26 protein-coding genes are annotated in these 25,526 nt (G+C 63.2%); 10 read left to right on the top strand and 16 right to left on the bottom strand.

Annotated features, from left to right (window positions below):
- Positions 1-52: 52 nt before the first annotated feature.
- Positions 53-1,534, bottom strand: a complete 1,482-nt coding sequence (nifD, locus tag ACFOMF_RS11200; RefSeq protein ID WP_386364791.1) for a nitrogenase molybdenum-iron protein alpha chain — start codon at positions 1,532-1,534, stop codon at positions 53-55.
- Positions 1,535-1,653: 119 nt separating this feature from the next.
- A complete protein-coding gene (gene nifH / locus ACFOMF_RS11195; RefSeq protein ID WP_386364789.1) occupies positions 1,654-2,535 on the bottom strand; it encodes a nitrogenase iron protein in 882 nt (293 codons plus the stop codon).
- A gap of 429 nt (positions 2,536-2,964) precedes the next feature.
- Between nifH and ACFOMF_RS11190 the strand changes: the two genes are divergently transcribed.
- Together ACFOMF_RS11190 and ACFOMF_RS11185 are read left to right on the top strand one after the other, a co-directional pair.
- On the top strand, positions 2,965-3,810 hold the full coding sequence (locus tag ACFOMF_RS11190; RefSeq protein WP_386364787.1) for an SIR2 family protein: 846 nt from the start codon (positions 2,965-2,967) through the stop codon (positions 3,808-3,810).
- 24 nt (positions 3,811-3,834) lie between these two features.
- Positions 3,835-4,398 (top strand): hypothetical protein, encoded by a 564-nt coding sequence (locus ACFOMF_RS11185; RefSeq protein ID WP_386364785.1) that lies wholly within the window; start codon positions 3,835-3,837, stop codon positions 4,396-4,398.
- Positions 4,399-4,492: 94 nt separating this feature from the next.
- Here the strand turns inward: ACFOMF_RS11185 and ACFOMF_RS11180 are convergent, their stop codons facing one another.
- Genes ACFOMF_RS11180 through rsxA form a run of 9 tightly spaced genes read right to left on the bottom strand, consistent with a single transcriptional unit; the run spans position 4,493 to position 10,998 of the window.
- Positions 4,493-4,888, bottom strand: a complete 396-nt coding sequence (locus tag ACFOMF_RS11180; RefSeq protein ID WP_386364783.1) for a NifB/NifX family molybdenum-iron cluster-binding protein — start codon at positions 4,886-4,888, stop codon at positions 4,493-4,495.
- Positions 4,885-5,616: a dinitrogenase iron-molybdenum cofactor biosynthesis protein gene (locus ACFOMF_RS11175; protein WP_386364781.1), complete on the bottom strand. Its 732-nt coding sequence runs from the start codon at positions 5,614-5,616 to the stop codon at positions 4,885-4,887. Before ACFOMF_RS11175 ends, ACFOMF_RS11180 begins: the two co-directional genes overlap by 4 nt.
- Before the next feature lie 18 nt (positions 5,617-5,634).
- Positions 5,635-5,898, bottom strand: coding sequence for an RnfH family protein (locus ACFOMF_RS11170; protein WP_386364779.1), 264 nt, complete (start codon positions 5,896-5,898; stop codon positions 5,635-5,637).
- A 28-nt stretch (positions 5,899-5,926) separates the two neighbouring features.
- Positions 5,927-6,613: an electron transport complex subunit E gene (locus tag ACFOMF_RS11165; RefSeq protein ID WP_386364777.1), complete on the bottom strand. Its 687-nt coding sequence runs from the start codon at positions 6,611-6,613 to the stop codon at positions 5,927-5,929.
- Positions 6,610-7,293, bottom strand: a complete 684-nt coding sequence (gene rsxG, locus ACFOMF_RS11160; protein ID WP_386364775.1) for an electron transport complex subunit RsxG — start codon at positions 7,291-7,293, stop codon at positions 6,610-6,612. Before rsxG ends, ACFOMF_RS11165 begins: the two co-directional genes overlap by 4 nt.
- Positions 7,290-8,390: an RnfABCDGE type electron transport complex subunit D gene (locus ACFOMF_RS11155; protein ID WP_386364773.1), complete on the bottom strand. Its 1,101-nt coding sequence runs from the start codon at positions 8,388-8,390 to the stop codon at positions 7,290-7,292. The genes rsxG and ACFOMF_RS11155 overlap by 4 nt, the downstream gene beginning before the upstream one ends.
- Complete coding sequence (gene rsxC, locus ACFOMF_RS11150; protein ID WP_386364771.1) at positions 8,387-9,844, bottom strand: electron transport complex subunit RsxC; 1,458 nt, start codon at positions 9,842-9,844, stop codon at positions 8,387-8,389. The genes ACFOMF_RS11155 and rsxC overlap by 4 nt, the downstream gene beginning before the upstream one ends.
- Positions 9,845-9,863: 19 nt before the next feature.
- Entirely contained in the window at positions 9,864-10,388 is a 525-nt protein-coding gene (locus ACFOMF_RS11145) for an RnfABCDGE type electron transport complex subunit B (protein ID WP_386364769.1), read from the bottom strand.
- Between the two features lie 37 nt (positions 10,389-10,425).
- A complete protein-coding gene (rsxA, locus tag ACFOMF_RS11140) occupies positions 10,426-10,998 on the bottom strand; it encodes an electron transport complex subunit RsxA (RefSeq protein WP_386364767.1) in 573 nt (190 codons plus the stop codon).
- Positions 10,999-11,435: 437 nt separating this feature from the next.
- Here rsxA and nifL point away from each other — a divergent pair, with 437 nt between their 5' ends.
- From nifL to grxD, 8 genes are all read left to right on the top strand, one after another.
- Complete coding sequence (gene nifL / locus ACFOMF_RS11135) at positions 11,436-12,995, top strand: nitrogen fixation negative regulator NifL (protein WP_386364765.1); 1,560 nt, start codon at positions 11,436-11,438, stop codon at positions 12,993-12,995.
- An 18-nt stretch (positions 12,996-13,013) separates the two neighbouring features.
- Positions 13,014-14,585, top strand: a complete 1,572-nt coding sequence (gene nifA / locus ACFOMF_RS11130) for a nif-specific transcriptional activator NifA (RefSeq protein ID WP_386364763.1) — start codon at positions 13,014-13,016, stop codon at positions 14,583-14,585.
- Between the two features lie 221 nt (positions 14,586-14,806).
- The gene (gene nifB / locus ACFOMF_RS11125; RefSeq protein WP_386364762.1) at positions 14,807-16,318 is read left to right on the top strand and encodes a nitrogenase cofactor biosynthesis protein NifB; all 1,512 of its coding nucleotides are present in this window, start codon (positions 14,807-14,809) and stop codon (positions 16,316-16,318) included.
- A 37-nt stretch (positions 16,319-16,355) separates the two neighbouring features.
- Positions 16,356-16,634: a 4Fe-4S binding protein gene (locus ACFOMF_RS11120; RefSeq protein ID WP_386364761.1), complete on the top strand. Its 279-nt coding sequence runs from the start codon at positions 16,356-16,358 to the stop codon at positions 16,632-16,634.
- A 10-nt stretch (positions 16,635-16,644) separates the two neighbouring features.
- Positions 16,645-17,085, top strand: a complete 441-nt coding sequence (locus tag ACFOMF_RS11115) for an ArsC/Spx/MgsR family protein (RefSeq protein ID WP_386364759.1) — start codon at positions 16,645-16,647, stop codon at positions 17,083-17,085.
- A complete protein-coding gene (locus tag ACFOMF_RS11110) occupies positions 17,086-17,655 on the top strand; it encodes a nitrogen fixation protein NifQ (protein WP_386364758.1) in 570 nt (189 codons plus the stop codon). It abuts the gene before it with no gap.
- Positions 17,652-18,008 (top strand): thiosulfate sulfurtransferase GlpE, encoded by a 357-nt coding sequence (locus ACFOMF_RS11105; protein ID WP_386364756.1) that lies wholly within the window; start codon positions 17,652-17,654, stop codon positions 18,006-18,008. Before ACFOMF_RS11110 ends, ACFOMF_RS11105 begins: the two co-directional genes overlap by 4 nt.
- A gap of 14 nt (positions 18,009-18,022) precedes the next feature.
- Positions 18,023-18,349 (top strand): Grx4 family monothiol glutaredoxin, encoded by a 327-nt coding sequence (gene grxD / locus ACFOMF_RS11100; RefSeq protein ID WP_386364754.1) that lies wholly within the window; start codon positions 18,023-18,025, stop codon positions 18,347-18,349.
- A gap of 67 nt (positions 18,350-18,416) precedes the next feature.
- Here the strand turns inward: grxD and ACFOMF_RS11095 are convergent, their stop codons facing one another.
- From ACFOMF_RS11095 to ACFOMF_RS11075, 5 genes are all read right to left on the bottom strand, one after another.
- Positions 18,417-19,814, bottom strand: a complete 1,398-nt coding sequence (locus ACFOMF_RS11095) for an efflux transporter outer membrane subunit (protein ID WP_386364752.1) — start codon at positions 19,812-19,814, stop codon at positions 18,417-18,419.
- Entirely contained in the window at positions 19,811-22,939 is a 3,129-nt protein-coding gene (locus ACFOMF_RS11090) for an efflux RND transporter permease subunit (protein ID WP_386364749.1), read from the bottom strand. The genes ACFOMF_RS11095 and ACFOMF_RS11090 overlap by 4 nt, the downstream gene beginning before the upstream one ends.
- Before the next feature lie 12 nt (positions 22,940-22,951).
- The gene (locus ACFOMF_RS11085; protein WP_386364747.1) at positions 22,952-24,103 is read right to left on the bottom strand and encodes an efflux RND transporter periplasmic adaptor subunit; all 1,152 of its coding nucleotides are present in this window, start codon (positions 24,101-24,103) and stop codon (positions 22,952-22,954) included.
- Positions 24,104-24,295: 192 nt separating this feature from the next.
- Positions 24,296-24,871: a YceI family protein gene (locus ACFOMF_RS11080; protein ID WP_386364745.1), complete on the bottom strand. Its 576-nt coding sequence runs from the start codon at positions 24,869-24,871 to the stop codon at positions 24,296-24,298.
- 17 nt (positions 24,872-24,888) lie between these two features.
- Positions 24,889-25,443 (bottom strand): cytochrome b, encoded by a 555-nt coding sequence (locus ACFOMF_RS11075; protein WP_386364743.1) that lies wholly within the window; start codon positions 25,441-25,443, stop codon positions 24,889-24,891.
- Between the last annotated feature and the right edge of the window lie 83 nt (positions 25,444-25,526).

Here is a 25,526-nt window from a genome sequence, read left to right as displayed (position 1 = left end):
GCAGCGACCGGCCAGGCCGGCCGCCGCGGACGTTACGTGAACGACACTGCTATCAGGCGCTGGCGGCCACTTTCTCGACTGCTTCTTCAGTCTTCTTCCAGGGCGCCTGCAGCTTGTTCCAGCACGGATTGTTCAGGGTCATGTCCATGTCACGGGCAAAGATGGCGAAGCCATCGAAGCCGTGGTACGGGCCCGAATAATCCCAGGAGTGCATCTGGCGGAAAGGCACGCCCATCTTCTGGAAGATGTACTTTTCCTTGATGCCGGAGCCGATCAGGTCAGGCTTGATCTTCTTCACGAACTCTTCGAATTCGTAGCCAGTGACATCGTCGTACAGCAGGGTGGCCGAGCCCATTTCCTTCATCGTACGGTCGTAGTCGTCGTTATGGCCGAACTCATAACCGGTACCGACCACTTCCATGCCCAGGTCCTCGTAGGAACCAATGACGTGGCGCGGGCGCAGGCCGCCGATGTACAGCATGACGCGCTTGCCTTCCAGGCGCGGACGGTACTTGGCGATGACCGCGTCCCACTCCGGCTTGTACTTGGCGATGACTTCTTCACACTTGGCCTTGATGCTGTCGTCGAAGTGCGCAGCGATGGCGCGCAGGGACTCGACGGTCTTGGTCGGGCCGAAGAAGTTGTATTCCATCCATGGGATACCGTACTTCTCTTCCATGTGACGGGAGATGTAGTTCATCGAGCGGTAGCAGTGAACCAGGTTCAGCTTGACCTTGGGGGTCAGCTCCATCTCGGAGATGGTGCCGTCACCGGACCACTGAGCCACGACGCGCAGGCCCATTTCTTCGAGCAGGATGCGCGACGACCAGGCGTCACCACCGATGTTGTAGTCGCCGATCACGGCTACGTCGTAAGGGGTCACGGCAAAGCTGTTGTCGTCGTCGCGCTTGTCGAGGACCCAGTCACGCACGGCGTCGTTGGCGATGTGGTGACCCAGCGACTGGGAAACGCCACGGAAGCCTTCGCAACGAACCGGAACGACGGTGGTTTCGTGCTCGGCAGCCTTTTTCTTGGCCACGGCTTCGATGTCGTCACCGATCAGGCCGATCGGGCACTCGGACTGGATGGAGATGCCCTTGTTCAGCGGGAACAGGCCTTCGATCTCGTCGATCAGCTTGGCCAGCTTCTTGTCGCCGCCGAATACGATGTCCTTCTCCTGGAAGTCCGAGGTGAAGTTCATGGTGACGAAAGCGTTCACACCGGTAGTGCCGATGTAATAGTTACGACGGCCGGCACGCGAATACTGGCCGCAACCCACCGGACCATGGGAGATGTGGATCATGTCCTTGATCGGACCCCAGACCACACCCTTGGAGCCTGCATAGGCGCAACCACGGATGGTCATCAGACCCGGCTGGGACTTCTTGTTGGACGTGATGCACTTCTTCGATTGTTCCAGGGTCGGATCATTCGGTGCCAGGTGCTTGGCACGGTCCTTACGGGCTTTCTCGGGATAAACTTCCAGGACTTCCTGGATGAGGGATTCGACCTCTTCGCGCGACATACCGGACATGGGTATGACTCCTCTAACCTAGCGTTCAATTGCGGGAAACGGGTGTCGCACTGCAGGGGGACAGCGCGACACTCCGGCAGGGCCCATCTGCCCTGCCCCGTCCTTCTGAAGCGGTGCGATCAGCCCACTGCTTCGTCAGCAGCGGTCTTGCCGACGATGCTCATGTCTTCCTCATCCATGATGCCGAACTCCATCAGCAGAGCTTCGAGCTCGTCCATGGTGATAGGCGTCGGGATGATGAGCTTCTTGTTGTCGACGATCTTGCTGGCGAGTGCACGGTACTCGTCGGCCTGCTTGGCAGCCGGGTCGTACTCGATCACGGTCATGCGGCGGATTTCAGCGCGCTGCACGACATTGTCACGCGGAACGAAGTGGATCATCTGAGTGCCCAGCTTTTCAGCCAGCGCCATGATCAGCTCGTCTTCACGATCGGTGTTACGGCTGTTGCAGATCAGCCCGGCCAGACGCACGCTACCGGAGTTGGCGTACTTCACGATGCCCTTGGAAATGTTGTTGGCCGCGTACATGGCCATCATTTCGCCGGAGCAGACGATGTAGATTTCCTGAGCCTTGTTTTCGCGGATCGGCATGGCGAAGCCGCCGCAGACCACGTCGCCCAGTACGTCGTAGAACACGAAGTCGAGGTCTTCTTCGTAGGCGCCTTCTTCCTCGAGGAAGTTGATGGCGGTGATTACGCCGCGGCCGGCGCAGCCAACACCCGGCTCAGGGCCGCCCGACTCGACGCAACGAACGCCGCCGTAACCGCTCTTGAGCACGTCTTCGAGCTCGAGATCTTCAACGGTGCCGGCCTCAGCAGCCATCTCCATGATGGTGTTCTGAGCCTTGGAGTGCAGAATCAGGCGAGTCGAGTCGGCTTTGGGGTCACAGCCGACGATCATCACTTTCTTGCCGGATTCGGCGAGAGCTGCGACGAGGTTCTGAGTGGTAGTCGACTTACCGATCCCACCCTTGCCGTAGATAGCGCATTGACGCATTGCCATAATTGAGTTCCTCAGGTTTCGTTGCCACTTCATCAGTGGGCCGTAGGCACAAACAAGCCCGCGCCTTTCCAGAAGTGCAGCGTTCGTGCCACGCCTTGGCGAGGAACCTTAACCTGCTGATTTGTGTGGACTTATAACCCCCTCTCGGTCTCTGGCAGGCAGTGCGATACATAACAATCCGCGCCTGCTGTACGCCGCAATGGCGACAAAACAACAATGGACATGTCAGCCGACGGGCCTTATTGACACCGCCATTGGAGTGATGTGGCAAACCCGACAATTTGTCGCGATTGGCAGTACTGCTGATCGACTCAACAATCGAGGTCATCCAAAAAAACATTTCATAACAATGGGTTAACTGTTATTTGTGACTGGCTTACATATTGCGTAGTGCTCCTGCCGAATCACGCCTTCGAGCAGGAGAGACCAGTGAGCACTAGTTACGAGGAAATCCTCGCCGGGCTGGAAGCCGGCAATGTCGTTCCCTATCTGGGACCGGGTGTTTTGAAAGGGGTATTGCGCCCATCCAGCGGCGAGCAGGTTCCCGCTGACAATGAAAGCCTCATCCTGGCGATGACCGGGGGGCAGCCTATGTCGCCCCGGCTTATGTACGAGTTCCCCCGGGCGGCCATGCACCTGGAGAACAAGAAGGGGCGCAGTTTCATCGAGCGCTTTCTCAGCGACATCTATGGCGGAGCAGGCTGGACACCGGGGCCGGCGCATCGCTGGCTTGCCAGTCTGCAACTGCCCTATCTGATCGACTGCAACCGCGACACCCTGATGCAGCAGTGTTATGCGGATCGCCGGCACGTTCTGGTGGTGGGCTGCGCACGCTTGACGGGAACCCACTACCGGTTCGAGCTGTACGAATGGGACCTCGAGCAGTATCGGCCGATCACCCATGAAACTGCCGACCCCAGCCTACCAGTGCTTTTCAAGCCACACGGCACTCCCCTGCCCAAACCCACCTTCGTGGCCAGCGATGCCGACTTCGTCGACTACATCACCGAGCTCATGGGCGGCTTCGCCGTGCCCGCCTGGATCAAGGCCAAGCGCCGGGGGCTTCGCTACCTATTCCTGGGCATGCACTTCAACCGTGACACCGAACGCATGGTCATGAGCGATCTCATTCACGACGCGGCGGACACGGCCGGCTGGGCGCTGATACCCGATGCCACGCCCAAGGAACATAAGGTTTGCAACCGCAAATCCCTGGAGCTGATCGACGCCGACTGGCCGAAGCTGCTCGAAACCGCAACCCAGGCGGTAGCCTGAATACCATCAACCGAGGAAGTACCCATGCTGCTCAAATCTTATGAATCCAAGTCGCTGCTCTGCAACGTCAGTGTCAACGGTGCCACCACCCAACCCGAGGTGGACGCATTCCGTGGTGATCTGGTGCTTGAAGAAGGCGAAGTCGCCGACGCTTCCGGACGCCGCCTGCCGCCCACCGCGGTCGTCAAACAGGCCTCGGTACTGATCCGGCAGGACAAGATCGCCATGGTCAGCGGCATTCTGGTGAGCGTTGCCCATTTCCCGCTGTTCGTGGAACGCTACAGCAGTGATCTGGCCGCCGCGCCGAGCCTGCTGTTCTATGTCGAAAACCTGACCAAGCCGGTGGTGACCGAAGTCGGTGGCGTCAGCGCCGTTCTCTATCCGCATGCCGAAGGTGCGGCCTGGAACACCCTGATGGACGATCTCCGTCTGGACAAGGAAGACTTCAAGGGACAGACCGCCGAGGACAAGGTCATCACCATGGCCGACGCCCTGGCCGACTTCAAACCGAAAGCGGAAAGCTGCAGTTTCGAGCAGGCCCTGGGCTTGGTGATGACTCATCAGCGCGAGCACCGTGGACCGGTCTGATCGGACCGAAGATGAAAAACCCCACCTCAAGGTGGGGTTTTTTTGTCAGACCGCTCACAGGCTGCGGCTGTCGACTGAGCATTTTCCGTTTCGGCTAGTGCTGATGCCCCTCGCCACCGCAGCCGGGGTCCTCATGAGGCAGACCGGGAGACAGCTCACCTGCCAGCCAGGCTCGCACGGCCACGGCCGGCTCGACCTCGTCCGTGCAGAGCAACTCGACGCCACGCTCGGCGAGCCGCCGAATCACCCCATCACCCGCGCTGGCGGCAATGGCGACATCAATGGCATGCAGCGGATGCCGTTCGGGGAAATCGCAGACATGCCATTCATGCAGGCAGGCGTGCTCGGCCAGCACCAGTGAATAAGCGCTTTCCGGCGCCTCGCCGGGCCAGACGTCGAATACTTCCCAGCGATGTGCGCGGCCGGCGTGGGAGGCAATCTTGCCCTGGCGATCGGTGGCGACCGCCACCAGGCGTCGGGATTCGTTCATGGCAGTGCGGCCTCATCGCCGGACAGGGCGAAGCGAACCCGCTCCTCGGCCGAGGCTCCGAGTGCCTTGGCCAGCCAGGGTGGCGGGGAACCGGCCATGACCTGCTGCAGTTCGCCAATGACCCCCCGCGCGGTACCGCCCTGGATCTTTTTCATCGGATAGATGCCGGCGCGAACCACCTTGGCCGCTGCCGGGCCGCCCACCGACACGACGTAGAGCACCTGACAGTCCTTGATCAGGTCGACCCGGAAGGCATTTCGATCCTCGGAGAAATCGGCTTCGAAGGCAGAGCGCACGTCAACCAGATGGATCTCTTCGGCGCTCACCTGATAGACCAGGAAGCGCAGGCATGAGCCGAAGTGACCATCAAGACTTTCTCCCGAATTGGAGGCTACCGCCACGCGGATCGAGCGCGGGGGAAGCTCGGCGAGCTCGACAGGTTGCGGCAGGTCCTCGCCCTTGCTTTCCCCCCAGAGAATGCGGACCGCCTCCTTGATGGCGGGCAAACCAATACCGATGTCTTCACCGTCCTCTTCACCGTCGGCACTGGCGAAGCCGGTCTTCAGATCGGTGACGGTGACCGTCTGCAAGCTCTCCTCGGTCAGCGGACCGACGATGCGCTGCTGCAACATATCAAGCAACTGGGCCAGACTGATGCCGGGCAATGCCCGGGCAGCCAGTGCGATGCGCAGGGCGGTCTCGCGGCTCAGTGTTTCAGGGGTGTCCATCAGCGGCCTCCTCGGCGACTAGTCGTCATCGTCATCATCATCGTCATCGAGCACCCGCGTGATGCGCTGGTAGACCTCCACGCGGTCGCCTTCCTTCAACAGGCTGTCGAGCTTCACGAATTTGCCGTAGACACCCACCTTCTGTTTTTTCAGGTCGATGTCCGGGCAGTAACGCAGCAGCCCGGATTGCTCGATGGCCTGCTCCACACTGCAGCCGTCGTCCACCCGGCAATTAAGCAGCACCGGTTGGTGTGCCGCGGCATACACCACGGAAATCTTCATGATTCACTCCTTGCTCGGGCCGCGGCCGTCACTGCAGCACCACCAGCTCTCCATGGCTCCTGCTGCGACGCTCGGCACGTCGGCGATCGACCACGCGCTTGAAGGCCAGCAGGAAGCCGAGAACGATAAAGGCGCCTGGCGGCAGGATGGCCAGCAGGATGCCCTGAAAGTCAGGCAGCAGGGTCAGTTCCATCCAGTGAAAGTGCTCACCCAGGAGCAACGACGCACCGGCGAACAGGGTGCCGCTGCCGAGGATTTCACGAACCCCGCCGATCACAATCAGCACCCAGGTAAAGCCGAGCCCCATGCCCAGTCCATCGATCATTGAGGGCAGCACCGGGTTCTTGCTGCAAAAGGACTCGGCCCGGCCTAGAACCGCGCAGTTGGTGACGATCAGTGCGATGAACAGCCCGAGCACCTTGTACATCTCGTGCATCCAGGCGTTCATGGCCATGTCGATCATCGTCACGACGCCGGCGATGATGCCGATCATCAAGGGGTTGCGCACCGCCGGTGAAATCGTGTGACGGAGCGAAGAAATGATCGCGTTGGTGATGATCAGCACCAGCGTGGTCGCCAGGCCCATGCCGAGCCCGTTGGTGGCCGTGGTGGTCACCGCCAGTGCCGGGCAGAGCGCCAACAGCTGGACCAACGCGACGTTGTAGCTCCACAGCGCCTCGGTGAAATAGCGCCAGTGACTCTTTTGTTCGCTCATGGCCGTACCTCCTCCTGCGAAATGGCCTCGGCCTGCCGAGCCTGGAACTGAAGTGCCTGCAAGACGCCGCGGACAACCGCTCGCGGGGTAATGGTTGCGCCGGCGAACTGATCGAAGCGGCCACCGTCCTTTTTCACCGCCCACTCATTCAGCGGGGTGTTGCTCAGGGACAAACCGTCGAAACCGGTCATCCAGTCGCTGCGGCTGATCTCGATGCGATCGGCGAGGCCCGGAGTTTCCTTGTGGCTGAGCACCCTGACGCCGAGCACCCGGCCTTCGGTATCGATCGCGATGAGCTGGTCGATGGCGCCGCCGTAGCCCGGTGTGCTCACCTGAAAGGCTATGGCGGTCAACATTCCATCCAGACGCGCCGGATACACCTCCAGCCTGCCAAGTTCCGGATCGTCAAGGGTCAGTGACTCTTCCAGCGGGTGGTTGTCATACAGCGCATCGGGTAGCACCTGACGCATCACCGCCATGCGGTCCTGCAGGCGCTCGTAGGCAATCCGCTCATGGGTCACCTGATTGCCCAGCAGCAGCAACAAGGCCACAAGTGCGCAGACCAGCCCGAGGGACATGGCCTGGTATTCGATCCTCCCCCGCCACTGTTCGAACCGGGAGGTACGAGGCTCGCTGGGCTGCTCGGCAGCCGCCTCTGCGGGGTTGCTCATCTCGCTCATGTGCGGTCGACCTCTTTCACCGTGTTGGTCCACTTCGCCGGTACCAGTGGCTTGCCACGCGCGGTGCGACCGTACACGCGAGGCCGACAGTAACGGTCGATCAGCGGTGTGAAGGCATTCATGAACAGCACCGCGAAGGCCACGGCTTCCGGAAAGGCTCCCCAGCTGCGGATCACGAAAACCACCGTGCCACAGCCGATGCCGAAGATCAGGCGGCCGGCACGGCTGATCGGCGAAGTCACAGGGTCGGTCGCGATGAACAGCGCCCCGAGCAGCAGGCCGCCACTGATCAGGTGGAACATACCGCCAGGGTAACGGTCCGGGTTGACTTGGTGAGCAATGGCCGACAGCACCACGGTGGACAGGAGCATGCTCACCGGGATTTCCCAGTGGATGATCCGCAGCACCAGAAGCCACAGCCCGCCTAGCAGGATCAGCAGACCCGAGGTCTCGCCCAGGCTGCCAGCCGTGGAACCGAGCAAGGCCTGCAGCAGCGAAAACCCATCGGCAAGAATCTCCGGCACCACGCGCTCCAGCGTGAGTTCGGTCTGCAGGTGCCCGAGCGCGGTGGCACCCGTCATGCCGTCGGCGAGTTCCGCGCCGGCAAAAGTGATACGCAGCCCCTCGAGAAAACCGGGCGCGCCGTCGCTACCAAGCGGCGCCGGCAGTGCCCAGGTGGTCATCTGCAGGGGAAAGGCGATGAGCAAGGCCACCCGCGCCAGCATGGCCGGATTGAAAATGTTCTGGCCGACGCCGCCATACAGATGCTTGCCTACACCGATGGCGAACACGCTGCCGCCCACAGCGATCCACCAGGGTGCCCACGGCGGCAGAGAGAGCGCCAGCAACCAGCCAGTGAGCAGCGCCGTGCCATCGAGCAGACGCCGCATGGGTTGCCCCAGCAGGCGCAGGCAGACTGCCTCGGTCGCCAGGGCGCTCAGGCAGGTGACCAGCCAGAGGTTGATGGCTGGCCAGCCAAACAGGTAGAGGCCCCACAGGGTCGCCGGAGTCAGGGCCAGGCAGACATGCAGCATGATCCGGTCGACCGAGGATCGGTCATGGGCAAAGGGCCCCGCAGCGATGGGTTGCACGCTCATGATTCCACCTCGTTGGCTGGCTTCGCCTTGCGCTTCTTCGCTGCCTTGGCGGCGGCCTTCGCCGCTTCCTCTTCGGCCAGGCGGGCCGCGCGTGCTTCGCTCATCTGCTTGATATGCTCGGTCTTGCGGGCCGCGGCCCTGCGCTCGTCGAGCTGGCCGCTGGCGTACTGGAAGTACTGCACCAGGGGGATGTGGGAGGGGCAGACGTAGGAGCAGCATCCACAGAGGATGCAGTCCTTGAGACCGCTCTGACTGGCACCGTCGAAATCGTCGACCCGCGCATGGGCCGCCATTTCCAGCGGTGTCAGCCCCATCGGGCAAGCATCTACGCAGCGCGCACAGCGGATGCAGGGTGAACTCTCGGCACGAGGGAGCTCGTGCTTGCCCAGAGCCAATAGCCCGGTTGCACCCTTGATCACCGGAACCTGGGCCGATGGCAGCACCACCCCCATCATCGGCCCGCCGAGCAACAGTTGCTCCGGTGGCCGGACCAGCCCGCCACAGGCGTCGAGCAGCTGCTGCGCCGGGGTGCCGATCAATGCCTCGATGTTGCGTGGGCCGCTGACGCAGCTGCCGGCCACGGTAATCACCCTGGATATCAGCGGACGGCCATGGCGCAAGGCCTGCTGGATGGCATACACCGTGCCCGCGTTGTGCACCAGTACGCCGACATCGGTGCTACGCCCGCCGGCCGGCACCTCACGGCCGGTGACCTCACGTATCAGTTGCTTGGCCGAGCCCATCGGGTAGAGCGCTGGAACCGCCTGGACCTCCACGGCGCCAAAGGGCTCCGCGGCGGCGCGCATCGCGGCGAGTGCGGCGGGCTTGTTGTCCTCGATGGCGATGACGATGCCGTAGGCGCGCAGGATATGCTGGATCAGCCGCGCCCCGTCGACGATGGCGGCGGCGCGCTCGCGCATCAGCCGGTCGTCGCAGGTCAGGTAGGGCTCGCACTCGCTACCGTTGACCAGCACGGTCTTGATTTCATGCTTGGCGCCCTGCCTGAGCTTCACCGCTGCCGGAAATATCGCTCCGCCGAGACCGACCACACCCGCTTCGGCGACACGGTTGGCCAGCACCTCCGGCGCCACCGCGAAGGGATCTTCGGGCGGGTCGAGATCGATCCAGCGGTCTTCGCCATCGCACTCGAGGACAAAGCCATTGGCCAACAGCCCGGAGGGATGGGGCGCGGCGATCGGCCCAAGCTCGAGGATCCGCCCGGAGCTGGGTGCATGCACCGGCGCGGAAACCTCCGAGGGCGATGCGGCGAGCAACTGGCCCTTGAGCACATAGTCACCCGGCCTGACCAATGGTAGCGCTTCGGCCCCGGCATGCTGGCGCAACGGCAGGAACAGCCGCGGCGCCAAGGGCAACTGGGCGATACTCAGCGCAGCCGAGCGGTCCTTGTGGCCAGCGGGGTGGACACCGCCACGGATACGGGAGAGGTTGAACATGACAGACTCCGTGGTCGGCTCAGGCGGCCTGGGGCTTGGCCCAGCGCCAGTTGTCCAGGCTCTTTTCCTGGGGCGACAGCGAGATGCAGTCTTCCGGACAGGCGTCCAGGCACTTGCTGCAACCGGTACAGGCGCTGTTCAGCACCAGATGGATCTGGCCGCTGGCTCCCACGATCGCGTCCGTCGGGCAGGCGCGGTAGCAGCGAGTACAGCCGGTGCACTCCGCCGCATTGATGCGGGCCAGCATGGGTTCGCCCATGGCACTGGCATCCAGGGAAACGCCCAGCAGGCCAGCGAGCTTCTCGGCCAGAACCACGCCCCCAGGCGGGCAGCAGGTGACTGCGGCGCTACCCTCGACCAGTGCCGTGGCTGCCGGCCCGCAGCCTGGAAAACCGCACTGTCCGCACTGACTGCCGGGCATCAAGGCCTCGACTTCCTTTATCAAGGGATTTTCATCAGTGACCGCGAAGCAGCGGGCCGCAAAGCCCAGACCCGCCCCGAGCAGGATGCCCATCGCTGCCAGCACCAGGATCGCCGTAAGCATTTCGCCTCCTCGCCAGCCTGGGGCCGGCTCTTGGTTTCTAGATCAGGCCGCTAAAGCCCATGAATGCCATGGCCAGCAGGCCAGCAGTGACAAACGCGATGGGGGGACCGGAAAAGGCCGCCGGTACCTGCGCCAGTGCCAGGCGCTCGCGCAGCCCGGCAAAGATGACCATTACCAGCGAAAACCCCATGGCCGAGCCCAGGCCGAACAACGCCGCCTCGCCCAGGCTGTGCTGGTCGCGGAAGCTGATCAGGGGCACGCCCAGCACGGCACAATTGGTGGTGATCAGGGGAAGGAAGATGCCCAGTGAGCGATAGAGGGGCGGGCTCAGCTTGCGAATCGCCATCTCGATGAACTGCACCAGGGTCGCGATGACGAGGATGTAGGAAAGGATGCGCAGGAATCCTATGCCCAGCGGGTCGAGCACATAGTTCTCGAGAAGCCAGGCGCAGACCGCGCCAAGGGTCATCACCAGCGTGGTCGCGGCGCTCATCCCTACCGAGGGGTCCAGCTTGTTGGACACCCCCATGAAGGGGCATAGCCCCAGGAAGTAGACCAGCACCACGTTGTTCACCAGCACGGTGGCGATCAAGAACAGCACATATTCCATGGTGCCCCACCCTCTTGGCTCGACCAGGTTGGTGCGTCGCCTTCGGGACGCCGCACGCTTTGAGTGAGTGCATCAAGCATGCCATGGCTTATAACGCCTCCACCGCCGACGGCCCGGCGCGAAAAACTTGATCTGGATCAAGGAAGGCGGTGAAAAACAAGGCCGATTGAGGGACAACTGCCCGGCGGTTGTCCGCTTTACGACAACCACTGGAGGATGACCCGGCGTTAATTGTGGGATTTAGCACAGATTTCCCTCCACACCGCCCCGGCAGCGGTTCGTAGAAGGCGTTAGCGCGGCTCGGGAGCGAATAACCGGGTCTCCGAAGCGAGGCACATTACTTGCAACTGCCCGTTTTGCCTGCACCGCCCTCGACTGCGCCTCGCGCAGGTGCGATTTCGCGTTCGCCGGTACCCGTGAATAGACGAGGCTAGAGCATGACCCAGGCCAAACCGACCCTGAGCAAGGACGACGAACCGCCCCGCGGTGCCAATGACCAGCTTCTCCCCGAGGTCTTTCGCCAGACGGTGGAGCACGCCCCCATCGCCATCTCCATCACCGATCTCAAAGCCAACATTCTTTATGCCAATCGCGCCTTCAGTCAGATCACGGGCTACACCCCGGAGGAGGTGGTCGGCAAGAACGAGGCTGTGCTGTCCAACGGCACCACTCCGCGCCTCGTATACCAGGCCCTGTGGGGCCGCCTTGGCCAGCGCAAGGCCTGGTCCGGCGTGCTGGTCAACAGACGCAAGGATGAAAGCCTCTACCTTGCCGAGCTGACCGTCGCCCCGGTGCTCAGCGAGGCGGGCGAGCCGGTCTACTACCTGGGCATGCACCGCGACACCAGCGACCTGCACGAGCTCGAGCAGCGCGTGCACAACCAGCGGCTGATGATCGAGGCGGTGGTCAACGCGGCGCCGGCCGCCATGGTCGTCCTTGATTGCAGCTACCGGGTGGTCCTGTCCAACCCGAGTTTCTGCCGGCTCGCCGAGGACCTGGTGGAGGACCGCGCCAGCGACAGCCTGGTGGCCCTGCTCAAGGAAAACCTAAGTACCCACTTCGAAGCACTGGAGACCCGCGGACGTCCGTTTTCCGGCAAGGAGATCAGCTTCGACCTGGGCGGTCGCTCATCGCGCTGGCTGTCATGCCATGGCATGGCCATTCACATCGAGGACGAGCAGGCCCATGTGTTCTTTGCACCCGGCGAGGAGCGCTACCTGCTCCTGACCATCAATGACATATCCGATCTGCGCCAGAAGCAGGAGGACTCCCGCCTGCATGCGCTCAAGGCGCTGCTGGCCGAGGAGGAGTTGCTCGATGGAATGCGCGAGACGTTCAATGGCGCCATCCATCGCCTGCAGGGTCCGGTCAACCTGATCAGCGCGGCGACCCGCATGCTCGAGCGCCGGCTCGGCGACAAGGCCGATAACGATCCGGTGCTCAGCGCCATGCGCGAAGCGAGCGCGGCCGGGCTGGAAGCCCTGGAGAGCCTCAGCGGCTCGATCCCGGTTCGCATGGACGAGGCCAAGATGCCGGTCAACCTCAACCAGCTGATTCGGGAAGTGATCACCATGAACACCGACCAGCTGCTGGCCCAAGGGATTGTCGTCGACTGGCAGCCGGCCATGCGCCTGCCCTGGGTCATGGGCGCCGAGAGCGGCCTGCGCGGCATGCTCAAGCACCTGGTGGACAATGCCATCGATGCCATGAGCCACAGCGCCGGCAATCGCCGCGAACTCTTCATCAGCACCCGGGTGGACAACGGCAAACTCGTTCGTGTGGAGATCACCGACTCAGGTCCAGGCATTCCTCCCGAGTTGGAGCTCAAGGTCTTCGAGCCCTTCTTCAGCACCAAGCCCCCCCATCGCGGCGCACGAGGCATGGGCCTTTCGATGGTCCATGAAATCGTCAGCAAGCACGCCGGCATGGTGCATTTCGACAGCAGCTACACCGACGGTTGCCGCGTCATCGTCGAACTGCCGTTCTCGGCCACCTGATCAGCGCAAGGGAAGCTCATGACAGCATCGTCCCCGCAGTATTCGCCAAGACCGACCCAGGTCGAGCTCTATGACGGCCAGCTGCAGGCCTTGGCCAGCATCGCCCGCACTCTGGCCCGAGTGCAGCAGATCGAGGATGTGTTCGGCCAGATCCTCACCGTCCTGCACAACGATCTTGGCCTGCTCCATGGCATGGTGTCCATCGTCGACCCGAAGAACGGCTCCGTTCAGGTGGGCGCCATCCATACCGACTCCACCGCGCAGTCCTCGGCCAGCGAGGGCGCTCGCTACCGTAGCGGCGAAGGCATCATCGGCCATGTCCTCAAGCATGGTGACAGCGTCACCCTTGGCCGCATTTCATCAGACCCGCGCTTTCTCGACCGGCTCGCCATCTATGACCTGGAGCTGCCGTTCATAGCGGTGCCGATCAAGGATCAGCTAGGCCAGACCATCGGCGTGTTTGCCGCCCAGCCAGCCAATCGCGCCGACGAAACACTCCCCGACCGTACCCGCTTCATGGAGATCGTCGCCAACCTGCTGTCGCAAAACGTGCGCCTGCTGGTAAATATCGAGGACGGCCGAGAGGTCGCCGATGAGCGCGACGAGCTGCGCCGGGAGGTCCGCGCCAAGTACGGCTTCGAAAACATGGTGGTCGGACACACCGCCAGCATGCGTCGGGTGTTCGACCAGATCCGTCGCGTCGCCAAGTGGAACAGCACGGTACTCATCCTTGGCGAATCAGGCACCGGCAAGGAGCTGATCGCCAGCGCCATCCATTACAACTCGCCGCGCTCCCATCGACCGCTGGTACGCCTCAACTGCGCTGCGCTGCCCGAGACGCTGCTGGAATCCGAGCTCTTCGGCCATGAGAAAGGCGCCTTTACCGGGGCCGTCAAACAGCGCAAGGGCCGTTTCGAGCAGGCCGATGGCGGGACCCTGTTTCTCGACGAGATCGGTGAAATCTCCCCCATGTTCCAGGCCAAGCTCCTGCGTGTGCTCCAAGAAGGCGAGTTCGAGCGGGTCGGTGGCAACCAGACGGTCAGGGTCAATGTGCGGATCGTTGCCGCCACCAACCGCGACCTCGAGAGCGAAGTGGAGAAGGGCGCGTTTCGTGAAGACCTCTATTACCGCCTGAACGTCATGGCGATCCGCGTGCCGCCGTTGCGCGAGCGCACCGCGGACATTCCGGAGCTGGCCGATTTTCTGCTGAGCAAGATCTCTCAGCAGCAAGGTCGACCTGTCACCATCACCGACAGCGCCATCCGAGTGCTGATGGCCCACCGCTGGCCGGGCAACGTGCGCGAACTGGAGAATTGCCTGGAACGCTCGGCCATCATGAGCGAGGACGGGACCATCACCCGGGATGCCATTTCCCTCACTGGCGACGACCAGGAAAGCCAGCCGATGGTCCTCGCCCCGTTGCCGGATGTCGATCTTTCAGAAGGTGGTCTGGATGATCGCGAGCGCGTCATCGCGGCTCTGGAGCAGGCGGGCTGGGTCAAGGCCAAGGCCGCCCGGCTGCTCAACATGACCCCCCGCCAGATTGCCTACCGGATCCAGACCCTCAACATCAATATGCGCAAGATCTGAACCGCACGCCAGCACCCGGGTGCTGGCGATACGCGCATAACCTTACAATAAATGTGTGTTAATTACCCTACAGAGCCGACTTCGATAACTCGAAAGTTTGTCCATAGCACAACAAACCACCACTAAATCCATAGCTGTTCGCCTTTTAAATCAAAAACTTAAAAAACAGGCACGGTGATTGCTCTGGTTTATTCACCAGACTCTCTCATCGGAGAACGAACATGGAACTGAGCGTAATTGGGCAAAACGAAGCCGAGCATGCAGCCGCCAGCGGATGCTCCTCCGGCAGCTGTGGTAGCAGTGATGATCAGCTTTCTCACCTGCCTGACGACATCCGCGAGAAGGTGCACAACCATCCCTGCTACTCCGAGGACGCTCACCACTATTTCGCCCGTATGCACGTGGCGGTGGCGCCGGCCTGCAACATCCAGTGCCACTACTGCAACCGCAAATACGATTGCGCCAATGAGTCGCGCCCGGGCGTCGTGTCCGAGCTGATGACCCCCGACCAGGCCGTGAAGAAGGTCAAGGCCGTGGCCGCCACCATTCCGCAGATGACCGTGCTGGGCATCGCCGGGCCTGGTGACCCCCTGGCCAACCCCGAGCGCACCTTCGACACCTTCCGCCAGCTCAGCGAGCAGGCGCCGGACATCAAGCTCTGCGTGTCCACCAACGGCCTGGCCCTGCCCGACGCGGTCGAGGAACTGGCCAAGCACAACATCGACCATGTGACCATCACCATCAACTGCGTGGACCCCGAAGTCGGTGCCAAGATCTACCCCTGGATCTACTGGAACAACAAGCGCATTCGGGGAGCCAAGGCTGCCAAGATCCTCATCGAGCGCCAGCAGAAAGGTCTAGAGATGCTCGTCGAGCGCGGCATTCTGGTAAAGGTCAACTCGGTGCTGATCCCAGGCGTCAACGACGAACACCTCAAGGAGGTCAGCCGGATCGTCAAGGCCAAGGGCGCCTTCCTGCACAACGTCATGCCATTGATCGCCGAGGCCGAGCACGGCACCTTCTTTGGCGTGATGGGTCAGCGCAGCCCCGAGCCCGAGGAGCTGCAGGACCTGCAGGATGCCTGCGCCGGTGACATGAACATGATGCGCCATTGCCGGCAGTGCCGCGCCGACGCGGTCGGCCTGCTCGGCGAGGACCGGGGCGACGAATTCACCATGGACAAGATCGAGACAATGGAGATCGACTACGAAGCCGCCATGGTCAAGCGCGCCGCGATCCACGCGGCCATCAAGGAGGAACTCGACGAGAAAGCCGCGAAGAAGGCCCGCCTGGCCTCCCTTTCGGTTCCCTCCCATAACGGCGCGTCCGCCAGGAAGTACCGCCCGGTACTGATGGCCGTGGCAACCAGTGGCGGCGGCCTGATCAACCAGCACTTCGGTCATGCCAAGGAGTTTCTGGTGTACGAGGCCTCATCCGAAGGCGTGCGTTTCATCAGCCATCGCAAGGTCGACCAGTTCTGTGTCGGCAATGACACCTGCGGCGAAAAGGAGAGCGCGCTGTCCGGCAGCATCCGCTCGCTCAAGGGTTGCGAGGCGGTGCTCTGCTCGAAGATCGGTTACGAGCCCTGGGGCGACCTCGAGGCCGCCGGCATCCAGCCCAATGGCGAACATGCCATGGAGCCCATCGAGGAAGCGGTGATGGCGGTGTATCAGGAAATGATCGCAGCCGGTCAGCTCGACGAAGACAAACCCCTGATGAAGGCCAACGCCTGAGCGGGCAACCTGAATGATCGACACCGGGAGGTGCAACATGGCACTGAAGATTGTGGACGCCTGCGTAAGCTGCCACGCCTGCGCGGCGGTTTGCCCCAGCGAAGCGATCTACAAGGGTGAAAGCCACTTCAAGATCAACCCGCGCAAGTGTACCGAGTGCGAGGACGACTACGCCGAGCAGCAATGCGCAAGCATCTGCCCGATCGAAGGCGCCATCCTGCTCTCCAGCGGGGAGTGGGCCAACCCGCAGGGCTCGCTTACCGGCATCCCGCCCGAGCGGCTGGCCGAGGCCATGCGCGAAATCCAGGCTCGCTGAGGGCGCCATCATGTGTTGCATCGTCTTCTACGAAAAACCCGGCTGCGCCACCAATCGCTTGCAAAAGCAGCTGTTGCGCGCCACCGGGCTGCAGTTGGACGTGAAGGATCTGCTCAGCGAGCCCTGGACGGGCGAACGGCTGCGACCCTTCTTCGGGGAAAAGCCGGTCGCGGAGTGGTTCAACCCCTCGGCGCCAGCCATCAAGTATGGCGAGCTCGACCCCAGCGCGCTGACTGCCGAGCAGGCGATCGACCTGATGCTCGACCAGCCCATTCTCATCCGCCGGCCGCTCATCCGCTACGGCGAGCATTTCATGGTGGGCTTCGACCTTGCCACCATGAGCCGCGAGCTGCCTTGCAAAGGCAAGTTTCCTTCCGAGCCCGACCACCTCGATAGCTGTTCGATGGGACACGGAACCCGGGTTGGTTGCCTGATCGTGGACGGCGAGTAAATGAGTGGGCAAGCGCTGGTCCGAGGGGATGCGATGCCTGTCGAAGGCAGGCAGGGCGTCAATGCAGCCTGGCTGGGCGAGATTCTCCAGGCCCAGCGCCAGGGGCGCACCTGTCTTCCCTTGCTGTTGGGGCTGAGCCAGGAAGAATTTGACTCGCGGGTCGGCCCGCTGGCCTGCACATCGACCGCGCTAGCGCCTGACCGCGAAAAGGACGTGCTGCGCCAGGAACTGCTGGACCTGCGCCGGGACGAATGGAGCGAGCTTCGAGCCCTGCTGCTTGCCGGACGGGCCGGTAATGACCCGGACGAAGCCGTGATGGCCTCGGTCGTGTCGGCGGCCTGCCTGGGAGGCGATCACCTCTGGCGCGACCTGGGCCTTCCGTCGCGGCTCGAACTGCATGCCTTGTTGACCCATAACTTCCCGCTGCTGGCCAGCCGCAACCTGAACAACATGCGCTGGAAGAAATTTTTCTACAAGCAGCTATGCGAACAGGACGGCGGTTATGTCTGCCGCTCCCCCAGCTGCGAACAATGTCCCACTTATCACGACTGTTTCGGAGAAGAATCATGAGCGGGTACAAACGCATCAGCGTGGCAGAAGCCGAGCTGCTTCTGTCCGAACACGACAATGTCATGCTGCTGGACATGCGCGACGCGCTGACCTACTGCCAGAACCATGACCCGCGGGCGATCCACCTGAGCGACCTGAACCTGCGGACCATGCTCAAGAGCACTCCCAGGGACATGCACTTGGTGATCTGCTGCTATCACGGTCATGCCAGCCAGGACATGGCCGCCCTGTTCGCCGAGTTCGATTTCGACAACATCTACAGCCTCGACGGAGGCTATGCCGCCTGGCAGGCCCGCCCTGGCCAACGCTACCGAACCCCGGCCGAGCGCATCCCTGCCTCGATCTACCACTGAAAGGAGTTGCCGCCATGCAGGTACTGGACACCGCAGCCCGCATCAACCAGCAGATCGCCGAGAACCCGGTGATCCTGTACATGAAAGGGACCCCAGAAGCACCGGAATGCGGCTTCTCACGTCAGGTCGTGGAAACGCTGAAACAGATCGGCCAGCCCTACGCCTTCGTAAACGTGCTCGCCGCTCCGCACATTCGCGAGAAGCTGCCGCAGATTTCCCAGTGGCCGACCTTTCCCCAACTGTTCGTCAAGGGTGAACTGGTCGGCGGCTGCGACATCGTACTCGGCCTGCACAGCGAAGGCAGCCTCAAGGAGCTGCTCGAATCCGCCAACGCAGCCTGACGCCGCTTAATGATCCGCACTCTGGTGTGCGCGAAAGAGCCGGCGCCCTGCCGGCTCTTCCGCCAACTCAAAGTGCCGGATCCGCTTCGGCGTACCAGCCACCGCCCAACGCCTTGAACAACTCCACCTCGCTGCTCAGTTGGGCCAGCTGATCGAGAATCAGTTGCTGCTGGGCATCGAAGAGCTGACGCTGGGCGTCTAGCAGTAGCAGATAGCTGTCCACACCGGTGCGATAGCGGCGTTCGGCGAGCCGGTAGTAGTCCTGGCTGGTTTCCACCAGGGCGCGCTGCGCCTGCACCTGACGGGCATAGGTTACTCGTGCGGCTAGGCCATCGCTGACCTCGCGGAAGGCGACCTGTATCGCCTGCTCGTAGCGGGCAATCTGGGCGTCCCGACTGAGTTCGGCGTAGTCGACGCTCGCCCGCAGTTGCCCAGCGGTAAAGATCGGCACGCTGATGCTGGGCAGGAACGACCAGTAACCCGAGCCGCCGTCGAACAGGCCCGACAGTTCGTTGCTGGCGGTGCCGGCCGCACCGGTCAAACCGATACGCGGGAAGAACGCGGCGCGTGCGGCACCGATGTTGGCGTTGGCGGCCTTGAGCGCATGCTCGGCCTGGAGGATGTCCGGCCGCTGGGTCAGCAGCGTCGAGGACAGCCCCACCGGAAGGTCCGCCAGTTGCAGACGCTCCTGATCCCAACCTGGCTCGATATCTTCCGGAATGCCGCGCCCAAGCAGCAGCACCAGAGCGTTGCGATCCAGCGCGACCTGCCGGCTGTAGCGCTCGAAAGCCACCCGTGCACTGTCCACTGCGCTGCGCGCCTGGCTGAGGTCGAGCGCCGAGGCGACGCCGACGTCAAAGCTGCGCTGTGTCAGGCGCAGGCTGTGCTCGTAGGCATCCAGGGTCTCGCGCGTCAGGCGCAGCAGCGTCTGGTCGGCCTGCCAGGTGAGCCAGGCGTTGGCTACGCTCGCCACCAGCGCCACCTGGGTGCTGCGCTGCGCCGCCTCGCTGGCAAAGTACTGCTCCAGCGCCTGCTCGCGCAGGCTGGCGATGCGGCCAAACAGATCGAGTTCCCACGACACACCCAGGGTCGCGCTGTACTGGTTGCCTACGGTGGCCTCGCCGGAAGGGCTCAACGACCCGGGGGTACGGCTGCGACTGCCCGCCGCGTCGGCACTGATCAGCGGCCAGCGATCCGCCCGCTGGATCCGGTACAACGCCTGATAGGCCTGCAGATTCAGCGCAGCGACCCGCAGGTCACGATTTTCTGCCAGGGCGATCTCCACCAGACGGTGCAACGCCGGATCCTGGAAGAAATCGCGCCAGCCCGGAACCGCCTCAGTCGTGGCGGCGGCCTGCTCAGTCGGCAGCTCCACCGGCAGCGTCGGACGCTGGTACTCGGGAATCATCGAACAGCCGCCCAGCGCTACCGCCAGCAGCGAAAGGGCCATGACCGAAGCTTTCACTGCGGATCCTCCTTGCTCGCGCCCTTTGGTCGCTTGCGGATTGAATTGACCAGGACAAAGAACAGCGGCACCCAGAAGATGGCCAGCAGCGTGGCCGTGACCATACCGCCGATGACGCCGGTTCCGATGGCATGGGCGCTGCCGGCGCCGGCCCCGCTGGCCAGGGTCAGCGGCAGGACGCCCAGGCTGAAGGCGAGCGAGGTCATCAGGATCGGTCGCAGACGCATCCGGCAGGCGCGCACGGCCGCATCGAACAGGCTCATGCCCTGCTGGTGCAGGTCTTTGGCGAACTCCACGATCAGGATGCCGTTCTTGGCGGTCAGGCCGATGGTGGTCAGCAGGCCGACCTGGAAGAACACGTCATTGGACAGGCCCCTGCCAAGGGTCGCGATGAGCGCACCGATAACGCCGAGCGGCACCGCCAGCATGACCGCGAAGGGAATAGACCAGCTCTCGTAGAGCGCCGCCAGGCAGAGAAACACCACCAGCAGCGACAGCGCGTAGAGTGCCGGCGCCTGGTTGCCGGACAGCCGCTCCTCGAACGACAACCCGGTCCAGGAAAAGCCGATGCCAGGCGGCAGTTTCGCGGCGATCTCCTCGACCGCGGCCATGGCATCGCCGGTGCTGCGCCCTGGCGCCGCCTCGCCAAGGATCTCCTGGGCCGGCACGCCATTGTAGCGCGCCAGCTTTGGCGGGCCGTAGATCCACTCTCCGCTGGCGAAGGCTGTGAAAGGCACCATCTGTCCGGCATCGTTGCGCACGTACCACTTGGCGAAATCTTCCGGATTCATGCGCGAATCGGCCTCGCCCTGCATGAACACCCGCTTCACTCGGCCACGGTCGATGAAGTCATTGACATAGGTCGAGGCCCAACCAGCGGCAAGGGTCTCGTTGATCGAACTCAGCGGCACCCCGAGGATGCGCGCCTGCTCATCATCGATGATCAGACGGAACTGCGGCTCGTCGTTGAGGCCGTTGGGCCGTACGCCGGCCAGCGCCGGATGCTGGGCGGCCATGCCGAGGAACTGGTTGCGTGCGTTCATCAGGGCTTCGTGGCCGAGCCCGGCGCGGTCCTCGATGAACAGGTTGAAGCCTGTCGCGTTGCCCAGCTCGATCACTGCCGGCGGCGCGAAGGCAAAGACCATGGCGTCGCGGAAGTCGCCGAAGCGCGCCTGGGCCCGCTGAGCCAGGGCGAACACGCTGTCCTCGGGTCGGGTGCGCTCCTCCCAGGGTTTCAGGCCAACGAAAGCCATTCCCGAATTCTGCCCGCGGCCGGCGAAGTTGAAGCCGGTGATGGTGAATACCGAGCGCACCACGTCGCTCTCCTCGGTCAGCAGATAGTCACGCACCGCATCCACGGTCTGCTTGGTACGCTCGGCGGTCGAGCCCGGCGGCGTCTGGATCTGGGTGAACAGCACGCCCTGATCCTCGTTTGGCAGAAAGGCCCCCGGCAAACGCGTGAAAAGCACTGCCAGCAGCGCAACGATGGCGACATAGACCAGCAGGAAGGGCACCTTGCGTCGCAACATGCCGCCGACGCCGCGCTCATAGAGGCTCGCACCCCGATCAAAGCTGCGGTTGAACCAGCCGAAGAAACCCCGCTTGGCCGCGTGATGACCCTTGGGGATCGGCTTTAGCAGGGTGGCGCAGAGCGCCGGGGTGAAGATCAGTGCCACCAGCACCGACAGGGTCATGGCCGAGGCGATGGTGATGGCGAACTGCCGATAGATGATGCCGGTTGAGCCGGAAAAGAACGCCATGGGGACAAACACTGCCGACAGCACCAGGCCGATGCCCACCAGGGCACCCTGGATCTGCCCCATGGACTTGCGGGTGGCCTCCAGCGGCGAGAGCCCCTCTTCGGCCATGACCCGCTCGACGTTCTCCACTACCACGATGGCATCGTCCACCAGCAGGCCGATCGCCAGCACCATGGCGAACATGGTGAGGGTGTTGACGCTGAAACCAAAAGCGGCAAGCACGGCAAAGGTGCCCAACAGCACCACCGGAACCGCCAGTGTCGGGATCAGGGTCGCGCGGAAGTTCTGCAGGAACAGGTACATGACCAGGAACACCAGCACGATCGCCTCGAACAGCGTGTACACCACTGTCATGATCGAGGCAGACACCACGGGCGAGGTGTCATAGGGGTACATCACCTCGACCCCGGCCGGCATGAAGGGGGTGATATCAGCCATGGTCGCCCGGATCGCGCGGGCGGTGTCCAGTGCATTGGCGCCCGTGGCCAGACGGATGCCGATACCGGCGGCGGGCATGCCGTTGTACTCGGACACGATGCTGGCGTTCTGCTCGCCCAGTTCCACCCGGGCGACATCGCCGAGGCGCACCTGGGAGCCGTCGGGCTGCACCTTGAGCAGGATGTCGCGAAACTCTTCGGGGGTCTGCAGCCGGGTCTTGCCGATGATGGTGGCGGTCAGCTGCTGTCCGGGCGAGGCCGGCAGCCCGCCCAGTTGCCCGGACGATACCTGCACGTTCTGCGCGCGGATGGCGTTGCCCACATCGGTGGTGGTCAGCTGATAGTTGTTCAGCTTCAGCGGATCCAGCCAGATGCGCATGGCGTAGGGCGCACCGAAGACCTGGAAGTCCCCCACCCCACTGGTACGCGAGATGGGGTCCTGTACCGAGGACACGATGAAGTCGCCGAGATCGGCGCGGGTCAGGCTGCCATCGCTGGATACCAGCGCCAGCACCATCAGAAAGCCCGAGGCGGCCTTGGTGACGCGGATGCCCTGCTGCTGGACCTCCTGGGGAAGCAGGGGCGTCGCCAGCTGCAGCTTGTTCTGCACCTGAACCTGGGCGATATCCGGGTTGGTGCCCTGCTCGAAGGTGACGGTGATGCTCATGCTGCCATCGCTGTTGCTCTGCGAGGAGATGTAGCGCAAGCCGTCGATACCGCTCATCTGCTGCTCGATCACCTGTACCACGGTGTCCTGCACCGTCTGCGCCGAGGCGCCGGGGTACTGGACCGAGATGGCCACCGCCGGCGCGGCGATGCTGGGGTACTGGTTGACCGGCAGATTGAGGATGGAAAGGCCGCCGATGAGCATGACCAGCAGCGCGAGAACCCAGGCAAAGATCGGCCTGTCGATGAAATACCCTGGCATTGACGAGGCCTCTTAGTCTTGGTCTTGCCCCAGGGGCTCGACGCCCCCGGCGCTGGGGCCGACATTGCGGGCCGGGACAGCCCTGACCTCAACGCCTGGCTGGATGAACTGCAACCCCTCGGTGATCAGCCGATCACCGGCGGCAAGGCCTTCGCTGATCAGCCAGCGGTTGCCCAGGGCGCGCTCGGTCCTGACTTGGCGAAGCTCGACCTGCTCGCTGGCGTTCACCACCAAGGCGGTCGCATCGCCCGTGGGCGTCCGGGTGATGCCCTGCTGCGGCGCCAGAATCGCCCCGTCGCGGATGCCTTCGATCAGTTGGGCCCGCACGAACATGCCTGGCAGCAACTGGCGATCCGGATTGGGGAACACGGCGCGCAAGGTCACCGAGCCGGTGCCCTCGTCCACCGATACCTCGGAGAACTCGAGTCGCCCCTGCTGGCTGTAGCGACTGCCGTCGTCGAACAGCAGGGTAACCGCGGCGGCATTCTCACCGGCCTTCTGCAGACGCCCCTCGGCCAGGTCACGACGCATGCGCATCAGCTCGCGGGCGGGCTGGGTGACGTCCACATAGATGGGGTCGAGCTGGCGGATGGTGGCCAGCGGGCCCGCCTGGCCATTGCTGACCAGCGCACCCTCGCTCACTTCCGAGCGGCCAATAGTGCCGTCGATCGGCGCCCGCACCTGGGTGTAGCGCAGATCGATGCGTGCTCGCTCCAGGCTTGCCTCGGCCTGCAGCCGGGCGGCGGTCGCCTCGTCGTAGGCCTGGCGGCTGACGGCCTGCTCACGCACCAGCAACTCGTAGCGCTCGGCCAGCGACCTGCTCGAGGCCAGGGTCGCCTCGGCGGTCTTCAGCGCGGACTCGTAGATGGCCTGATCGATCTGGTACAGCTGCTCGCCGGCGGCCACCTCGGCGCCCTCGGTGAACAGCCGCTTCTGGATGATCCCGTCGACCTGCGGACGGACCTCGGCAATCCGGTACGGGCGGGTACGGCCAGGCAGCTCGGTGGTCAGTTCCAGTTGCTCGGCCTGCAGGGTGACGACGCCCACCTGCGGAGCCTGTTGCTGCTGGGCGGGTTGCGGGGCTTCCTGCTCCTGACAGCCACCGAGCATGGCAGCCACGGCCAATAGAAACAGGGCAGCGGATGCTGACTTGACAGAATGCATGGAAACCTCATGACAGGCGCGCGAAGCCGTGGGAAAGCCTCGCCAGATACGAACGGAAGCGCGAATATACTTACATCCAAGCCTGTTTGTAAACGATCTTTTCAGGCTGAATGCGCATTGTTTGCACTTTGCGTGTGCGCTCAAACGAAAGACGCCGGTCAGGGACCGGCGTCAGGCGAAACGCGCGAGCAGCTACTGACGAATACCCTCGACCGAAATGATCAGTTCGACGCTCTGCGCAGCCGGACCAAGATCACCCTTGATGTCGAAATCCTTCAGTACGAGCGTGGTGTGTCCTTCGAATCCGGCACGGTAGCCACCCCAGGGATCCTGCCCTTCACCAATGAAGCGGGCCGCGATGGTCACCGGGCGGGTAACGCCGTTAAGGGTCAGATCGCCGGTGATGTCGGCGGTGCCTTCCCCGGTCGGCTCGACGCCAGTGGACTTGAAGGTGGCGGTGGGGTGCTGGCTGGCGTTGAGGAAATCCGCGCTGCGCAGGTGACGATCACGCTCGGCGTGGTTGCTGTCGATGCTCGCGGTATTCAGCGTGACCTGCACGCTGCTCGCCTCGGGTTGCTCGGCATCGAAGCTGAAGGCGCCGTCGAAGTCGCGGAAGGTGCCGTACAGCCAGCTGTAGCCCAGGTGGCTGATCTTGAAATTGACGAAAGCATGCTGACCTTCCTTGTCGATGATGTAATCGGCAGCCATTGCCTGACCGGCAAAAAGTGCAGAACCCAGCGCAAGCGCGGCGATTGATTTCTTGAACATGATTTTCTCTTCTGTAGTTAACGAAGGGTGTCGCGCCCGAGCATGCGGACCAGTGTCGGGTCGCGATCGATGAAGTGATGTTTCAGCGCCGCCAGCGCATGCAATCCCACCAGCAGCAACAGCGCCCAGGCCAGGATTTCGTGAATGCTGCCGGCGAGATCGGCCTGGCCAGGCAGCCCCGATACCAGGGCAGGCACTTCGAACCAGCCGAACACGCTGACCGGGCGCCCGTTGGCCGTGGAGATCAGGTAGCCGGAAATCATCAGGGCAAACAGTCCCAGGTAGAGCCCGCCGTGCACCGCGCGGGTCAGCAACCTGATGCCGGGCGGTGCAGGCAGCGGGGCCGGACCCGTACTGAGCAGGCGCCACAGCAGTCGCAGCAGCATGAGCGCGAACAGCAGCATGCCGACGCTTTTGTGCCAGTGCGGCGCCGTCTGGTACCAATCGCTGTAGTAGTTCAGGCCGACCATCCAGTATCCGAGCGCGAAGAGCCCCAGGAACGCAACTGCGATCGACCAGTGAAGGATGATGCTGGTCAGGCCATATCTACCTTCTGAATTGCACCACTGCATTAGTACTGTTCCTGATTGGTGGACCCAGCGTAGCGGGCCGGCTTATCGAGAAGAATGGAAAATCACGCTCGAATAGATCGACC

Source organism: Stutzerimonas tarimensis (genome assembly GCF_042648805.1).
GTDB lineage: Bacteria > Pseudomonadota > Gammaproteobacteria > Pseudomonadales > Pseudomonadaceae > Azomonas > Azomonas tarimensis.
This window is presented reverse-complemented; position numbering and strand designations above follow the sequence as displayed.

What these genes read in the sequence shown, in the direction of transcription:
- ACFOMF_RS11170 (WP_386364779.1), bottom strand. Translation starts at nt 5,898, where the DNA reads ATGAAGATTTCCGTGGTGTATGCCGCGGCACACCAACCGGTGCTGCTT.
- nifL (WP_386364765.1), top strand. Translation starts at nt 11,436, where the DNA reads ATGACCCAGGCCAAACCGACCCTGAGCAAGGACGACGAACCGCCCCGC.
- nifD (WP_386364791.1), bottom strand. Translation starts at nt 1,534, where the DNA reads ATGTCCGGTATGTCGCGCGAAGAGGTCGAATCCCTCATCCAGGAAGTC.
- ACFOMF_RS11180 (WP_386364783.1), bottom strand. Translation starts at nt 4,888, where the DNA reads ATGAACGAATCCCGACGCCTGGTGGCGGTCGCCACCGATCGCCAGGGC.
- ACFOMF_RS11080 (WP_386364745.1), bottom strand. Translation starts at nt 24,871, where the DNA reads ATGTTCAAGAAATCAATCGCCGCGCTTGCGCTGGGTTCTGCACTTTTT.
- ACFOMF_RS11145 (WP_386364769.1), bottom strand. Translation starts at nt 10,388, where the DNA reads ATGCTTACGGCGATCCTGGTGCTGGCAGCGATGGGCATCCTGCTCGGG.
- ACFOMF_RS11105 (WP_386364756.1), top strand. Translation starts at nt 17,652, where the DNA reads ATGAGCGGGTACAAACGCATCAGCGTGGCAGAAGCCGAGCTGCTTCTG.
- rsxA (WP_386364767.1), bottom strand. Translation starts at nt 10,998, where the DNA reads ATGGAATATGTGCTGTTCTTGATCGCCACCGTGCTGGTGAACAACGTG.
- ACFOMF_RS11085 (WP_386364747.1), bottom strand. Translation starts at nt 24,103, where the DNA reads ATGCATTCTGTCAAGTCAGCATCCGCTGCCCTGTTTCTATTGGCCGTG.
- ACFOMF_RS11090 (WP_386364749.1), bottom strand. Translation starts at nt 22,939, where the DNA reads ATGCCAGGGTATTTCATCGACAGGCCGATCTTTGCCTGGGTTCTCGCG.
- ACFOMF_RS11075 (WP_386364743.1), bottom strand. Translation starts at nt 25,443, where the DNA reads ATGCAGTGGTGCAATTCAGAAGGTAGATATGGCCTGACCAGCATCATC.
- ACFOMF_RS11165 (WP_386364777.1), bottom strand. Translation starts at nt 6,613, where the DNA reads ATGAGCGAACAAAAGAGTCACTGGCGCTATTTCACCGAGGCGCTGTGG.
- nifH (WP_386364789.1), bottom strand. Translation starts at nt 2,535, where the DNA reads ATGGCAATGCGTCAATGCGCTATCTACGGCAAGGGTGGGATCGGTAAG.
- ACFOMF_RS11120 (WP_386364761.1), top strand. Translation starts at nt 16,356, where the DNA reads ATGGCACTGAAGATTGTGGACGCCTGCGTAAGCTGCCACGCCTGCGCG.
- ACFOMF_RS11175 (WP_386364781.1), bottom strand. Translation starts at nt 5,616, where the DNA reads ATGGACACCCCTGAAACACTGAGCCGCGAGACCGCCCTGCGCATCGCA.
- ACFOMF_RS11185 (WP_386364785.1), top strand. Translation starts at nt 3,835, where the DNA reads ATGCTGCTCAAATCTTATGAATCCAAGTCGCTGCTCTGCAACGTCAGT.
- ACFOMF_RS11110 (WP_386364758.1), top strand. Translation starts at nt 17,086, where the DNA reads ATGAGTGGGCAAGCGCTGGTCCGAGGGGATGCGATGCCTGTCGAAGGC.
- grxD (WP_386364754.1), top strand. Translation starts at nt 18,023, where the DNA reads ATGCAGGTACTGGACACCGCAGCCCGCATCAACCAGCAGATCGCCGAG.
- rsxG (WP_386364775.1), bottom strand. Translation starts at nt 7,293, where the DNA reads ATGAGCGAGATGAGCAACCCCGCAGAGGCGGCTGCCGAGCAGCCCAGC.
- nifB (WP_386364762.1), top strand. Translation starts at nt 14,807, where the DNA reads ATGGAACTGAGCGTAATTGGGCAAAACGAAGCCGAGCATGCAGCCGCC.
- nifA (WP_386364763.1), top strand. Translation starts at nt 13,014, where the DNA reads ATGACAGCATCGTCCCCGCAGTATTCGCCAAGACCGACCCAGGTCGAG.
- rsxC (WP_386364771.1), bottom strand. Translation starts at nt 9,844, where the DNA reads ATGTTCAACCTCTCCCGTATCCGTGGCGGTGTCCACCCCGCTGGCCAC.
- ACFOMF_RS11155 (WP_386364773.1), bottom strand. Translation starts at nt 8,390, where the DNA reads ATGAGCGTGCAACCCATCGCTGCGGGGCCCTTTGCCCATGACCGATCC.
- ACFOMF_RS11115 (WP_386364759.1), top strand. Translation starts at nt 16,645, where the DNA reads ATGTGTTGCATCGTCTTCTACGAAAAACCCGGCTGCGCCACCAATCGC.